This is a genomic window from Staphylococcus sp. HMSC34C02 (assembly GCF_001838705.1).
In the GTDB taxonomy this organism is placed as follows: domain Bacteria; phylum Bacillota; class Bacilli; order Staphylococcales; family Staphylococcaceae; genus Staphylococcus; species Staphylococcus borealis.
Genome location: NZ_KV838560.1, coordinates 21006 through 36595 on the forward strand (window position 1 = coordinate 21006; position 15590 = coordinate 36595).

The following is a 15590-nucleotide window of genomic DNA, read 5'->3' on the forward strand; positions in this document are numbered from 1 at the left end:
TACACTCCTAAGTTAATTGGTTTTGAATTCGTTTTAAAAAGCTATCTCTCAATATGTGTTTCATAGCGGCAGGGTCTTGCATGAAGTCATCAATTTGCTCGAGATGATGACCCAATTCAGCAGATAGTTCCCCGACAAGTTGTGCCATTTCATCATTATTTGGGATGAATAGGCTAACCATATATTTAATTTTGAAAAGGTCATTTTGAGTACTTTGCATGTCCATCTCTTGATTCAATATCGTGATGAGAATCAACGGACGAAGAATCAAATCATCCTTCATATGTGGAATAGCAACAGGGTAGGGTTGCAATATCCAACCAGGATTCTGATTCAATTTATCTTGCAACAGCTCAGCGAATGACGTCTGACTATTCGGCGCAATCACGCCATTGTCCTCAAGATAGTCAGCTAAATAGTGATTCCAAATAGTTACATCTTTATATTCAAATTGCATAGAGTTCAACAACGCTAAGCCTTGTTCGATGTTCCTGACCACTTGATCAGGATTTTGAATCGAATGTTTTACTTCGCGTATTTCATGTTGTTTTGCTTTATGCTCAGTCGTCTTTAAGAATGATGCCACATAGGTCACGTCAGCTTCTGGTAGTAGCGGGTTAACCGTAATAAATGGTGCTGAAATATCCAATTTAACGGTTGAAATAATACCATCGTAATCTTCAAGATTTAATCGTTTCAAATCACTGACGGACGCTTGTGTAATCTTCTCTATTTCATTAAACGATTGTTGTAGTCGTGTTGCTAATAATCGACTTGTTCCAATACCACTACTGCAGACAACTAAAACATGTAGCAGTTGGCTCGACTGACTTTTTAAGGAGCCACCAAAATGCAAGACAATAAAGGCAATCTCGCTATCTGGGAAGACTAGCTCCGGCCACGTCTGATCAATCGCTTTATGCACGATGTCGAAGAGACGAGAGTACTTGTACTTAATCATCTCAGTGAGTGGATTATATGTCTCAATATTGGCTTCCAAACGATTAATCGCTGGATTGATGTGCAATGATAAGCCATGAACAAGTGTCGCATAGTCTTCAAATGTTTGGCCTGATAGACGTTCAACACGGTTTACAAATGCTTGTATTTTACGGTCGTCAAATTCATTATTCTCAAACATCTTGGAGGTTGTTCGGCGGTTTGCACCGCGTAAATGAATGGTGATAAATGTAACTTCCGCTTGATTAAAGTCGATATCGTATAGTGTCTCTATACGTTTCGCAATTTCTGTAGCAATTTGATGTTCAAATGTGTCTTTAACAGAATGATGAATATCTTCATTTATGGATACATATTCTCCATTTTGAATGCGCGCAATACTCAATACAATATGGACGGTTAAGGTAAGGTAGCTCGACTCCGTTAAGGTGTACGGCAATTGGCCTAAGTAATCCATTAAGATACGTTCAATCTTGAAGATGCTATCCAAATTGACTAACGCTTGTTGTGACTGATTAATCGATTGATAGACAAAGTGATTCTCGATAACGGAGTAAACACTTGTACTATTTAAGTTATTTACCATCAATTGACTTAAGAACTCACGTTTCTTCGATTCAGGGCCATCAAGATATACCCCTTCACCACGTTTGCGATAAAGGTTAAGTTGATAGCTTGCGAGATCTTTCTCTAGGTCATCAAGTAATTTGGTTAATGATTGAACAGATACGCCAATTTCTTGCGCCAAGCTGTATTGCTTCACCGCATGCTTGGATTGAATCAGTGCGTATAAGATAATCGCTTTTTGTTCTTCAACAGACAAGTCAATCGTATCGTGTTGGGCCATTTCTTGTTTTAAAAGTTGAATTTGGTCATCGTTACAAGACAACTTAATGCCTTTTTTATTCGCACGTTCAAGTGTCATATTGAATCCTTGAAGATAGGATTCAATGCCTTTTAATTCACGATGAATTGTACGAGAGGACACGCCAAGTTGTTGAGCAATTTCATAAATCGTGACGTATTGACCGTAATACTTAATTAGCAGTTCAATGATTTCCTTTTCACGTGTACTCATTAACATGGTGTGTCCCCCCTTTGAAGGAAGTCTGAACATAGGAAGCAATCGCGCTATGTTCGACTCCTAAACTATTTAATTATGCTTTGTCTTGATCTTTCTTCAAGTTGTTTAATAATTCTTCATAACGTGGAGAATTTAAGAAGTTATCCACTGAGATATGAATTGCGTTTGGAACTTGTTTGATTGCACGGTCTGTTAATGTTTTTTGTGTAATAACAAGTTGTGCATTATTTGGTAATTGGTTAATCGCAGTATTTGTAACGTTAACGTCTGAAATGCCTGCTTTTTTAAATTTATTACGTAACATACTTGCACCCATTGCACTAGAACCCATACCCGCATCACATGCGAAAATAACATGGTCAACATTGCTATAGTCATGCGCGTCTACGTCTTCAGTGTTGTAGTTATCAAGTAAGTCTTCTTCTTCATCTTCTGATGAAGCTTCTGTATGATTGTCACCTTCAGCTTTGTTTGCTGCTACGCCAGCTGCGCCAGTACCAGTAGTGGCACCAGTTAATTTAGATGACACGCTAGATTTTTTACCTTTAGTAGATTCCATTTTTGCTGTTGCTGCTTCTAAATCTTGTTTAGGTTCTTTCGTAAATTTCATAATTAATGCGGCAACTACGAATGAAACAAGTGCTGCTAAGAATACGCCTAATACCATGTGTAAGAACTCGCCTTTAGGTGCATTTAAGCAATACACGATGAATGAACCTGGTGAAGCCGGACTCTTGAATCCGAAACCAGTTGCTTGATAAGTTGCTACGCCAGTCATACCACCTAAAATAACAGCGATGAATAATAATGGACGCATTAATACATATGGGAAGTAAATTTCATGAATACCACCGAAGAAGTGGATGATTCCTGCACCATATGAAGTTGCTTTAGCTGTCCCTTTACCAAAGATCATGTACGCTAATAAGATACCGATACCTGGTCCAGGGTTTGATTCGATTGCGAATAGAATAGATTGACCTGCACTTGCGGCTTGGTCAGTACCAAGTGGTGTGAATACACCATGGTTAATTGCGTTGTTAAGGAATAAAATTTTAGCTGGTTCTACGATAATACTTACAATTGGTAATAAGTGTAAGTGTACTAAGAATTCAACTGCTACTGATAAGATGTGCATGATGAATTGCATAATTGGCGCCAATAGTTTGAAGCCAAGGATTGTCATAATGAATGCTAGAATACCTGCTGAGAAGTTATTGAATAACATTTCAAAGCCTTGTGGTGTTCTAGGTTGTAAGAATTGGTCAACTTTCTTCATTAACCAACCAACAAGTGGTCCCATAATCATTGCACCGAGTAACATTGGTGTATCTGGTAATGCAACAATAACCCCCATAGTTGCTGTCGCTGCAACGATACCACCACGTAAGTCGTGAATTAAACGACCACCACTAAATGCGATAAGTAATGGAATTAAGTACGTGATCATTGGTCCTGCTAATTGAGATAATTCTTTATTAGGATACCAACCATTATCAATGAAAATCGCAGCAATAAAGCCCCATGCGATAAACGCACCGATGTTTGGCATAATCATACTACTAAGGAATGAACCAAACGCTTGAACTTTACGGCCGAGACCTTTTTTCTCTTGTGTCTCTGTTTGAGCCATAACTACACCTCTTTTTTTATTCTGATTTGATACTTCAATTGTAAGGGCTTAAGAAAGCGTCTTCAACACAAAGAAAATGCCACTTTGTCACAGTAATTGTGACAACAGTGTGGCAAGGTCGTGGCGAATGGGTTTAGGGTTTGGATTGAAGTAATTAGCGAGCAAATCTGAAAGCCAAGTTTTGCATATATTTTGTCGAGAATCCTGCATTTAGATTGTTATTTATAAGATGACTTACCTATAATTTGAGAATTAAAGGAGTGATGCCAAACATCTTTTAAAACAAACGTGTAATTCAACTGGAGATATTTAATATCTAAAGATTAGCGATTAATAAATAGGCTATAAAATAAGTGAGAAACAATAAAGGAGTGTTGTTTATGACTGGAAACACAGGAGACGGTTGTGTGAAATGTGGACATACAGAAGTGGAAGAAGGGACATTATCGGCAACAGGTTCAGGACTTTCTAAAATGTTTGATGTACAACATAACAACTTTAAAACAATCACTTGTAAGAATTGTGGTTATACAGAGTTTTATAAAACTGATAAAAATAGAACGAGTGATATAGTCGATTTATTCTTTGGTGGATAATTGAATACGACGCTTTATGGTAGGACCAGTGACTTTCATGGCGCTGGTTCTTTTTATATTGAAAGGAAGACTTCGGGTTGTGTGATGTTAGAGAGATGGATGTCTAAATTTGGGTTAATTTGATCCGATTTACTGGGAATTTAAGAGATTTTGAGCAGTTTATATATCTAACTTTCTTAACTATTGGTAACATAGTTGTATTACTAAATACATATTTCCAGGGTTATACCAATAGGAGGGTTTGGATGAATTCCAATACTGAATTCAAAAAAGGGATTCTATATGCGTTAGGGGCATATGTACTATGGGGTATCTTGCCAATTTATTGGAAATTAATTGGTGGCGTTAGTGCATTTGAAATCCTAGCTTATCGCATTGTATTATCCATGATCTTTATGATTCTAATGATCGTCGTTTTAAAGAAATCACAAACATTCAAGCGTGATTTACAACATTTATTCTCACATCCAATTGAACTTATCGTCATCATTATTGCCGGTTATGTGATTACGGTGAACTGGGGAACGTTCATTTGGGCTGTATCTAATGGACACGTCCTTCAATCTAGTTTAGGTTATTACATTAATCCATTAGTCAGTATATTATTGGCGTTTATTTTCCTAAAAGAAAGATTTAATAAATTTGAATCTTTAGCCATCGTATTTGCGGCAATCGGAGTACTCTATATGACGATACGCGTTGGAGAATTTCCAGTTATCTCATTAATGCTTGCTTTCTCATTCGGCATTTATGGCTTGTTGAAGAAGATTGTTAAAATCGAAGCCATCAGCAGTATTGCGATTGAATGTATCGTCACAGCGCCAGCGGGATTAATGTATATGATTTATTTATGGAAGACAGGAACGTCATCAGTCGGTATGAACATGGATACCTTCTGGCTACTATTCTCAGGGGCAGTAACAGCCATTCCACTAATTCTATTCTCAGCAGGTGCCAAACGAATTCCATTATCTCTAACAGGATTTATTCAATACGTTGGACCAACGATCATGTTCTTCTTAGGTATCTTTGCTTTTAAAGAACATTTTGACGCACAACAGTTAGTTACGTTCGCACTTATTTGGTTCGGAATCATACTATACAGTATCTCTCAATATGTGAAGATGAAACGCAATCCAAGACCTCAATAATCACTTCAATTTAGTTAAAATAAGCTATGAAGAAACCGATAATGCAAGGTTTCCTCATAGCTTTTATAATGTTAGAGCGCTAATGTGAACGTGTACAAGCGAACATTAAGTCTACCTTAAATCTCTGAAAAAGATATTAAAATACCGTATGAGATTTGTTAGTATATGTGGTGACAGAGGAGGTCGCTTATGCTGAAATCAATTGACTTGGATATTGTTAAACGTGCCGTAAAAATTTTTATAGTGGCTACGATATGTGTAATCATTACTACGCTATTCTGTTATTTTGTTCATCCGTCAATTAATGACTTGAAGAATATGGGAAATGCGAGCGAAAAGATTGGCGAAGCTAAAGGACTTGAAAAAGTGTGGAAATATATCGTTAATAACGGCTTTCAAGTGCCACTACAAATGTTTATCTTAGCCTTACTACCTATACCTTATCTTTATTTGATCAATATAGTGGTTACCATTCTTATGCCTGGCATAATGTTTGGTTTTATTCTGAGTTTTGATTTACATAAAGGCTTGATAGGATGTATTGCATTTATTCCGCATTATACATTTGAAGTCATGGGCTTTTGCATTTTAGCAAGTGCATTGTATATGTTGAACAAAGCCATCACACGCCGCTTTACCAATCTCTTCAGGAAAAGTAAAAAAGAAAATTACGCGATAAAAGTTAACTTAATCAACGTAATCAAATCATATGTATTGATCGCATTACCCTTAATCATCATCGCTGCATTTCTAGAAACATATGTAGCTAATTTTATATTTGAATGGATGAGTTGATTCTTATACAAGAAGCCAAATGAACTATTTCTGCGTTCATTTGACTTTTTTAATGCACTTTTTTAGTTTTGGTTGGATGTTAAGAAGTTCGTGGTTGGAATATTTATTTTGACTAACATTAACGTCAGCGAATGTTAGTGAGAACTCACAACTCTGAGGACTTAATGTTTTATATAAAAGTCATAATGTACATCTATAACAGAAAAATATTAATTGTTACTATAAGTAATTTAATAGGTTTCATAGGTGGTTATTACTTACACCAATTAATCATGAGCACAAAACCACCTAACAATGCCTGGCACTTTATTTGACCAACTTTCGTCTAACAAACGTGCTAATGCTCATCTTCGCGTTTATCATTATGCACCGCTTGGCAAAAAAATATATAAAACAGATATACTTAGCGCTCTAAATTCAGTGGAATAAATATTTAAATTTAAAAAAGTATAGTAAATATAAGTTTTTAGACTTTCGTTAATGAAATTTTTTAATTTACTACAAAAAGTTTTCTTTTTTGATTTATATTGATAGTTTATACTTAATAATAAATTTATTTAATGAAGAGGTACATAAAATGAAGTATGAAATTGATGATTTTAATTTTAACAATTTAAGTAGCAAATTATCACACTTAAATACTAAAGAAGTTGTAACTTTAATTAATCGATATTATGCAGAAGAAAAAATAAATAACTTAATAAATGAATAAATGAATACTCTATTACGGTGCAACCAAGTAAGTTAGTCTCACTATTTCCATATCTAATAATAGATGAAAAATGTATTTATTGTAAATCAAAAATGAATAAAAAGTTAAAGGGTAGAACTGTATCTGCACATTTATATAATGATATTTCATTTTGTTTAAAATGTGGACATGATAACTCTAATAATTGTATTTGTGAAAATTGTAAAAAAAATAAAGATAAAGAACAAAAGCTTATTAAAGAGTTAGAAGAAGAAATTATTTCTAGTTATGGTAATAGGGATTGTAAAAGTATAGAAGAATTAAGTGAAACAGATCGATTTTATTTAGCTTGTCTCTTAAGATGTGGTCTCAGTGATAATTTGGAATATATTGTTCCTTTTAATCAATTGAAAGGTAAGTTAGCACCCACAGGTAAAATGATTAGCGAAATATATGACCATTTATTTTTAGAAGGGATTATATCTCCAAATTTTAATATGAGCAATAATAATGATTTAGTTTTTGATTATAAAAATAAAACTATAGAAGAGTTTTATACATATAAAGTCTATTATTCAATAAATATAGACTTTAAAGGAAAGGGTATTGACTATATAAATATGTTAGAGCAATTAGTTTACCCAAGTAAATCACTATTTTCCAATGAATTTTATTATTCTATGTGGAAGGTTATCGCACTAAATGAAAGTGTTGAAAATTTAAAATATTTAATGGAAGAAGTAAATTTTCATAATTATTCAATTGATAGTGCAGAACAAGTTTTTAAAAAATTACTTGAAAACTTTTCCACGGGCGAAATTTCATACATAATTAATCATGAAATAAAAAATGCTACTAAATTAATACGTACTAAGAAATATACTTTAAAACATGTACAAAATATGGTTGTTTATGGATGTGAACAATATGGAGAGAGAGTTATAGCAAATAATTGGAGTGTAATGAATTTTACACGAAATAGAAATATTGAGCAATCTCAAGTAAGTCTAATTTTATTTAATTATTTAATGCAAATTGATGAAATTGGTTACAATCACAAGCCTATTGAAGACATATAACCTCTCTTGATAAATTAAGAGAGGTTTTTACAAAGATAATATTCCTTATAATCTCGAGTGAATTTTATAGCCAAGTAGCTTTTCAATTTTCTTCTTTCGATTATTTATTTGTTGCATTATTATATTGTTAGTTTGTGGCGATAATTTATCAAAGATTAGTTGTGCTCTTTTAGCATAATCAATAAAATTATTTTTACCATTATTAGATGTACCTAAATCAGTATAGAGTTTATAAATTCGTTTTCGATATGGAAGTTTATTTAAATCACTTTTCAACATTCTATCTTTGGCGAATGAAATTTGTTTTTTAGCATTTCGATAAAATTTATAAGGACTTTTACTTCTCATTTTTACTGACTGACCATCAAAAACGAATCCTAAATAGTCAAGTTGATGTTTACTATCATTGTTTAAGCTTTTTATTTTCGAGTTATCAAATAAATAAAGGTCGGTTTTTTTATCTTGTAAATCTATTTTATGTTTCGCAGTTAGTTGTTTAACAAAAGAAACAATTTCTTCTTCAAACGGTGAATCGATAAACTGATAAGGTATAATTAATATAAAGTCATCAGAGTATCTTCTATATAATCCTAAATATTTTTCAGTAAAATTTTTCATTTTTATATCAAAATTTATAGCATAAATATTAGCAAATACAGCACTAATTGCTGTGCCTTGAGGAATACCATACTTCTCGTTATTAAATTTAGGCTTATATATACGTTGGAAATTTCTAAATTTCTTAACACTTTCAAAAAAACTTCTTTTATTTAAGGATCTCAACATTTTTTCAGTGCCAATCTTTTCTTCTAGAAAATCTTTATCATAATATCCATACTTAGTAACTGACTTGAATATATTAAACCAATCTTTATTTAAATAATTTGTGTTAAGTACTTTTTTTAAATTCGCTTTTAAAATCGAATGGTCAATATAGTTGAAATAATTTGAAAAATCCCCAATCAAAATATAGCACTTTTCATACATAACTATGCTGTTAATAACTTCAGCAGCAAAATGTATATTAGATTGTCCTGGTTTATTATTACGATACGCTATTATACAATCATCTATTTCATTATTTTTACAAAATTGATTATAGTAATGAGTATTTAGTAATTCAGCATAATATTTATAAATGAAATTATCTAAGTGTCCAGCATACATTATTTTTCTAGTTTTAACTTTAACTGGTCTGTCATTATAAAACGTTTTATGGGATTCATCAAACTTTTCGAAGTTTAAGTCACTATGAATTAATGGGAGAAAACTATGAGTAGCTATTGAAGTAGGGCTAGAAATATATTCTTTTACTTTGCCATAAGAAATTTTTGAATCAATATGTAAATAATTTTTAGAAATAAATTTCATTATATATACCTACTATATGTGAAGCTATAAAGAGTCACAGACCCAATTTCTGTTAAACCGACCCTTTTAGCACTCTATTTGTCGATACTTTATGCATTACGACAATTTTTTATGCATAAGATTGGGAAAATAACAAATATGTTATCATCTAATAGAAGAATATCTGAAAGGTGTGAATGATATGGATGTTGTATTCTTTGTAATAATCTTCTTCTGCTTATTCATGTGTAGACTAATTGGCACAAGAATGAGCAACAGACAACTCTATGTTCAAATCAGTCAATTAGAGTTTGACAATTTGAAACAAAATTTTCTGTTACCATATGTAACAGGCATATTTATTTTATCATTTTTGTTTATAAACTTAAATATTTAATAAGCTTGTGAAGCGTTATCAGAATTACATGAACATTTTTTGAAGTAATCCTTGTTTGCGCTCTTTTAAATTTCTAATCTTGTTTACTAAAACTTCAATTTGAACGTCAATTTTAGAGAAAAATAAACCTATTTTTTCTTGTTCTTCTAAACAAGGCATTGTTATTATTCCGTTTTCTAAATCTTTTCTAGATAAATTACCTATTGAACCATTGCCACCTTGAACTTTATTAATAATCTTTTTATATTCTTTTGTATTCATCCATATTTGAATAAACTTAGTATTTTTTGATTTTAAGAGGTACATAAATCCACCAGCTACACTATCTTGTTTTAACGCTTTTATTAAGGCGTGTTTGCCTACTAATTTTGGACTTCCATTTGCAGCTGTAATTAATATATCTTCTTCATTTGCTAAAGGAATCTTCACTACATTTTCATCTACAAAAATATCATCTTCATATGTATGAAATTTGTCATTAACAATATTAGAAGACCTTAAAACCCTCACACCTTTTTGACGAATATCTGAAGGTTTATAGGTTAGCCCTCTATTAATTGTAGCTACATTATCTAATTTTTTAGTTTTCCAATTAGGATATTCATTACCATTTTCATCTTTAAATCTTAATTCTTGTGAGAATATTTTTTGTATATATCCTTTTTTCTGTTGCTCTAAAAGTTCAAGTTTCTCTTCTTCTAACTCTATCTGGCGGTCGAGTTTGCTAAAGAACTCTCCAATTTTCAATTGTTCATCAAAAATTGGTACAAAGTATTTTAATTTTCTTAAATCTCTAGGATATATTGCAGCTACGCTTGTAGTCCCTACTGCTAGCGATTTAACTTTATGAATCATCTTAGTAGTATTGTATAAATAGTTAAAAAATACTGTATCCATATTTTCTAAAGTTAATCTTGCTATATTACTATTAAAAGCAAACTTATTACTTTCACCTATCCATGTTGCACTTTTGCCTACAAGTTCCATCGTATTTAGAGTATTAAACAAAAAATCTTTATTTTGAATTAAGTGTTCATTATTAACTACTTCATCTTTTTTTAATTTTTCAAGTTTATTGAATGTAAAATTTCCACGCTGTATATTCCCCATTTTTAATAATGGAAGACCTGAAAAATCTTCTGACCCAAGCTTATTAGTCCCTGTCTCTATTTTGCTAAGATGCGATTGAAATTGATATTCTGTCCATTCCCCTTCAAACTCTGGAAATCTGAGTTCTGGAGTATTTTGTGGTTCAGTCATGTTTTAACACTCCTAGTTCTTTGAGGTATTCATTGATTTCTGATTCTACGTCTGCGATTTCTTTATCGATGTCTGTGAGTTGCTGTTGGACTTGGTCTAGATCAATCGGTTCTTCTTCTTCGAATGTGTCGACGTATCTTGGGATATTAAGATTATAGTAGTTTTCTTTAATTTCTTCTAATGTTGCTATATAGCTGTATTTATCAATGGTTTCTCTATTGCGGTAGGTATCAACGATTTTGTTAACGTCTTCGTCGGTAAGATGGTTTTGGTTTTTACCTTTTTCAAAGGATTGAGAAGCGTCAATAAACACTACGTTGTCATTCGCTTCACGACATTTCTTAAATACTAGAATGCTTGTTGGGATACTTGTACCATAGAATAGGTTAGCAGGTAAGCCGATAACGGCATCTAAGTAATTCTTCTCTTCAATTAAATATTTACGAATGGTACCTTCTGCTGCGCCACAGAATAAAACACCGTGCGGTAAGACTACGGCCATAGTGCCATTGTCATCTAAGTGGTAAACCATATGTTGAATAAAGGCAAAGTCGGCTTTAGATTTAGGCGCAAGTTTACCGTAGTTACTGAAACGTTCATCGTCTAAGAATGAAGGGTCAGCACTCCATTTCGCGCTGTATGGTGGGTTAGCTACAACGGCACCAAAGCGTTCTTCATGTACTGCAGGACTTTCAAGCGTATCGTCATTTTCAATTTGGAAACGTTTATAGTTCACATCGTGAAGTAACATATTCATTCGAGCTAGGTTGTATGTCGTACTATTGTATTCTTGACCATAGTATTGACGTACTTTAGCTTCTGCACCAACACGAAGGAGTAAGGAACCAGATCCACACGTAGGGTCGTAAACGCTTTTTAAGTCATGCTTTCCTGTTGTAACAATTTTAGCTAAGATTGTAGATACTTGTTGAGGTGTATAGAACTCACCAGCTTTTTTACCTGCACTTGCTGCGAATTGACCGATTAAGTATTCGTAGGCATCACCAAGCATGTCGATTTCAAGGTCACTATGTACGAATGGTAGTGTTGAAATTTGAACCATTACTTTTGAGATGAGTTGTGTACGTTTCGCGTTTGTATTACCAAGACGGCTTGATGTTAAGTCCATGTCATCGAAGAGGTGTATAAAGTCATCTTCACTTTCGTGACCACGTGTAGAGTTTTCAACGTTTTTCACGGCATTGCTTAAGTCTTCAATTTGGAATGTTTGTTTTTCAATTTCTTTAATTAAATTACTAAATAAGTATTGAGGTTCAATGACAAAACCAATACGTGCGATTAATTCTTTCTCAACGATAGGTTTATATGTATCATTATTCATTGCTTCTTCATATGAGATACCATCTTCTTTAAGCAAGTCTGAAGCGATTTCTTCATTCTTCTCACTTAAGTAACGATAGAAGATTAAGCCTAAGATATAGTTTTTGAATTCATTTGCGTCCATGTTTCCGCGTAAGTCATTGGCGATGGACCATAATTTTCTTTGTAGATCAGCTTGTTGTTGACGTTGTTTTTCTGTCGTTGACACTGATGTTTCCCCCTTAATAAAAATAGTTATATTGTTTGATATATTGCTTTCTTTTTTATATGTTATAACTTATTTTAAATCACAAATTAAAATAAGTTAAGCGGGAAACCGCCTAACTTATCAATTCGCTGCGCCATATTTTTCTGTTGTTTCTTGAACGAAGGATTTAACGTTTTCAATCTTCTGGGTACGTACCAGTAAGCCCCCTGTAATACCTTGTTCAACAACGGTATTGTCTAATTGTCCGCTAAATTCATATTCATTAATGACTTCTTTAAGCAGTTCGACTGGATATTCTTTTGAATCTGCGAAGTCTTGAATTTCCTTTTCTTTGACCGTTTCCTCGAAATTAAAGTAAGCATCTTCTACAACGGCATCTTCATCTAAATGAGGAATGACTTTATCTAAGAATTCTCTAATTAATTCGGCTTTAAGGCGAAGTTTGTCATCGTCAGCTTTATCTAATAATTGCTTAATTTGATTACGCACGCGCTCAGTTTGTTTTTTATCAGTTAAGTCGTTGTTGTTGAGAAGGTCTAAGATGTATTGAACATTGATTAAATCGTTTCTAAGTACTTCGATTTTAAAGTCAATATCTTCTAAAACAGATGTCTTTTCAGTAGTATTGGTTGCTTTGACTTGATCATAAATGTTGAGATATTTACTCTTATAATCTTCGTACGTTTGTTCATCAATACCTACCACATCTGTTGTGAAATAGAATTCGTCGAATGTTTTAAGTCGTTGCATAATACTCGCTAGGGCACGATAAATCATTACAAATTGATACTTGTCTTCTTCACGCTCTAAGTCATCTACACTATCTGGCGTTGGGGCAAGTTTGAATAATTGTTCTAACTCTGACTTGAATTGTGACAATATGACATCAAATGATGGACTTAATACGGTATCCGTATCGTTTGTTTGTGAAAAGAGCTCAATGGCTCTATCTGTATTGTCTTTCAAATTTCGATAGCAAACGATATTACCATAAGGCTTCATTTCTTTCTCAACACGATTTGTACGTGAATAGGCTTGGATTAAGCCATGATATTTTAAGTTGCGGTCGACATATAGCGTGTTTAGCTTCTTGCTATCAAAACCAGTTAAGAACATATCGACAACAATCAGGATATCTAGACGTTCAGCAGGGATGCCTTGTTTGACACGTTTTGAAATATCGTTGAAGAACCCATCGAATGAATCGAGTGAGTAATTCTTGTCGAAGGTCGCGTTATAGTCTTTCATTATTTCGGCAAGTTCATCTTTAGTATGTTTATTATCTGTTTGTTGTTTACTATCCTCATTCGCTCCGTAAGTAAAGATGGTAGAAACATTTAAATCATGTTTACCTTCTTCTTTAAGTTGTTTGAAGATTTTATAATATTTAATTGCCATCGGTATACTTTGCACAGTAAATATGGAAGTATACATTTGATTACGCGTCTTCTTATGATGATTATCAATCATATGTTGTGCTACTAATTTAAGACGGTCGTCAGCCATCCATAATTCATTTTCATCGATATTAGCGACATAAGTGTCGTCCATCTCGTGTAATTCCTTTGCAAATGTACTGATATATTCTACTGAGAAACCAAGTACGTTGCCATCACGAATCGCATCTTTGATGAGATAGGTGTGTAAACACTTTTCGAAAATATCTGCAGTCGCACGCCCATCTTGACTTGAATTCTCTTCAAAGCGTGGCGTACCAGTGAAACCGAAATATTGAGCGTTAAGGAAGTGTTGTCTAATAAGACGATGCATCTCGCCAAATTGTGTACGGTGACATTCATCAATAATGAAGACAACTTTATCTTCCTTATATTTATCCATTACTTTAGCGCCAGTCTTAACCGCATTGGACATCTTCTGAATCGTAGTAACAATGAGTTTCTGATAAGGATCATCAAGCTGCTTTAAAAGTTTATGTGTATTATCGGTTAAATCAACAGAGTCCATTTGGAATTTATTAAATTCTGCGAGTGTTTGACTGTCTAAATCTTTACGGTCTACGAGGAAGATGACTTTCTTAATGCCAGGATCTCTAGATAGAATTTGGCTCGTTTTAAATGATGTCAGTGTTTTACCACTACCAGTCGTATGCCAAATGTAGCCATTATTATTCGTTTCCGTAGCACGATTGATGAGTGCTTCCACTGCATATACTTGATATGGTCGAAGCGCCATTAATAATTTATCAGTTTCGTTTGTAATCATATAGCGACTAATCATTTTCGCTACGCGACAACGGTCAAGGAAGTCTTGGATAAACTCTTTTAAATTGTTAATTCGACGATTGTCTTTATCGCTCCAATAGAACATAAAACTTTTGAATATTTCTTTATCACTGTTCGCATAATAACGTGTTTCCTTCTTATTACTTACGACGAATAATTGAATGAAGCGGAACAAGCCTCTGTAGTTATGTTTACGATAACGTTCAATTTGATTGAACGCTTGTGTAATCGCAATACCACTACGTTTAAGTTCAATTTGAACAAGTGGCAGACCATTAATGAGAAGCGTCACATCATAGCGACCTTTATATTTATCATCGACTGATACTTGATTCGTAACTTGGAATTTGTTTTGACACCAATGTTCCGTATTAATGAAGTATAAGTACACCTTCGATTCGTCATCTCTTTCAAGCGTGTAACTATCGCGCAGTTGCATTGCACTTTCAAAGACACTCTTATCACTAATGTCAGTCATCAAACGCGCAAACTCAGTATCAGTGAGCGGTTTATTATTAAGTTTGTCCATATTTCGTTCATTTAAAATTTGACGAAAATTGTTAACCAATTGGTCATGATTTCTTAAGATTACTCTTTCATAACCTTGAGACTCTAGTTGCTTAATCACTTCATTCTCTAACGCCAATTCACCTTGATAACTCATAACATCACCCGAAAAATAGTATTTGGTTTAAATATAGCATAAGAGAATAAAGTGTTGTAGAAAACAATTAAATTAACTAAATACGCAGACTGAATTATATATTTTAGAGTGAAATACTACACTTATTTTCAAATTGTA

11 protein-coding genes are annotated in these 15590 nt (G+C 33.2%); 5 read left to right on the forward strand and 6 right to left on the reverse strand.

The genetic code is table 11. From position 1 onward, the window contains the following. Nucleotides 1-7 precede the first annotated feature (7 nt). Together HMPREF3239_RS01865 and HMPREF3239_RS01870 are read right to left on the reverse strand one after the other, a co-directional pair. Complete coding sequence (locus HMPREF3239_RS01865) at nt 8-2044, reverse strand: BglG family transcription antiterminator (protein WP_070854550.1); 2037 nt, start codon at nt 2042-2044, stop codon at nt 8-10. A gap of 73 nt (nt 2045-2117) precedes the next feature. After that, nucleotides 2118-3677 carry a PTS mannitol transporter subunit IIBC gene (locus HMPREF3239_RS01870; protein ID WP_053030095.1) on the reverse strand — a complete coding sequence of 520 codons (1560 nt, stop codon included), beginning with the start codon at nt 3675-3677 and terminating at the stop codon, nt 2118-2120. 380 nt (nt 3678-4057) lie between these two features. Here HMPREF3239_RS01870 and HMPREF3239_RS01875 point away from each other — a divergent pair, with 380 nt between their 5' ends. The 5 genes from HMPREF3239_RS01875 to HMPREF3239_RS01890 all read left to right on the forward strand — a co-directional run bounded on the left by HMPREF3239_RS01875 (nt 4058) and on the right by HMPREF3239_RS01890 (nt 7989). Beyond that, entirely contained in the window at nt 4058-4273 is a 216-nt protein-coding gene (locus HMPREF3239_RS01875) for a zinc ribbon domain-containing protein (protein ID WP_053030094.1), read from the forward strand. A gap of 245 nt (nt 4274-4518) precedes the next feature. Beyond that, nucleotides 4519-5424, forward strand: a complete 906-nt coding sequence (gene rarD, locus HMPREF3239_RS01880) for an EamA family transporter RarD (RefSeq protein WP_053030093.1) — start codon at nt 4519-4521, stop codon at nt 5422-5424. Between the two features lie 189 nt (nt 5425-5613). After that, the gene (locus tag HMPREF3239_RS01885; protein ID WP_053030092.1) at nt 5614-6219 is read left to right on the forward strand and encodes a stage II sporulation protein M; all 606 of its coding nucleotides are present in this window, start codon (nt 5614-5616) and stop codon (nt 6217-6219) included. Nucleotides 6220-6796: 577 nt separating this feature from the next. Continuing rightward, complete coding sequence (locus HMPREF3239_RS12575; protein WP_256323729.1) at nt 6797-6931, forward strand: hypothetical protein; 135 nt, start codon at nt 6797-6799, stop codon at nt 6929-6931. A gap of 92 nt (nt 6932-7023) precedes the next feature. Beyond that, complete coding sequence (locus HMPREF3239_RS01890; RefSeq protein ID WP_053030091.1) at nt 7024-7989, forward strand: hypothetical protein; 966 nt, start codon at nt 7024-7026, stop codon at nt 7987-7989. A gap of 45 nt (nt 7990-8034) precedes the next feature. On the opposite strand, the gene HMPREF3239_RS01895 is transcribed toward HMPREF3239_RS01890, so the two are convergent. From HMPREF3239_RS01895 to HMPREF3239_RS01910, 4 genes are all read right to left on the reverse strand, one after another. Further along, the gene (locus HMPREF3239_RS01895) at nt 8035-9360 is read right to left on the reverse strand and encodes an RNA-dependent RNA polymerase family protein (RefSeq protein ID WP_053030090.1); all 1326 of its coding nucleotides are present in this window, start codon (nt 9358-9360) and stop codon (nt 8035-8037) included. Nucleotides 9361-9760: 400 nt separating this feature from the next. Continuing rightward, nucleotides 9761-10996 carry a restriction endonuclease subunit S gene (locus tag HMPREF3239_RS01900; protein ID WP_053030089.1) on the reverse strand — a complete coding sequence of 412 codons (1236 nt, stop codon included), beginning with the start codon at nt 10994-10996 and terminating at the stop codon, nt 9761-9763. After that, nucleotides 10989-12545 (reverse strand): type I restriction-modification system subunit M, encoded by a 1557-nt coding sequence (locus tag HMPREF3239_RS01905; protein ID WP_070854552.1) that lies wholly within the window; start codon nt 12543-12545, stop codon nt 10989-10991. The genes HMPREF3239_RS01900 and HMPREF3239_RS01905 overlap by 8 nt, the downstream gene beginning before the upstream one ends. Nucleotides 12546-12665: 120 nt before the next feature. Further along, nucleotides 12666-15452, reverse strand: coding sequence for a type I restriction endonuclease subunit R (locus HMPREF3239_RS01910; protein WP_070854553.1), 2787 nt, complete (start codon nt 15450-15452; stop codon nt 12666-12668). Between the last annotated feature and the right edge of the window lie 138 nt (nt 15453-15590).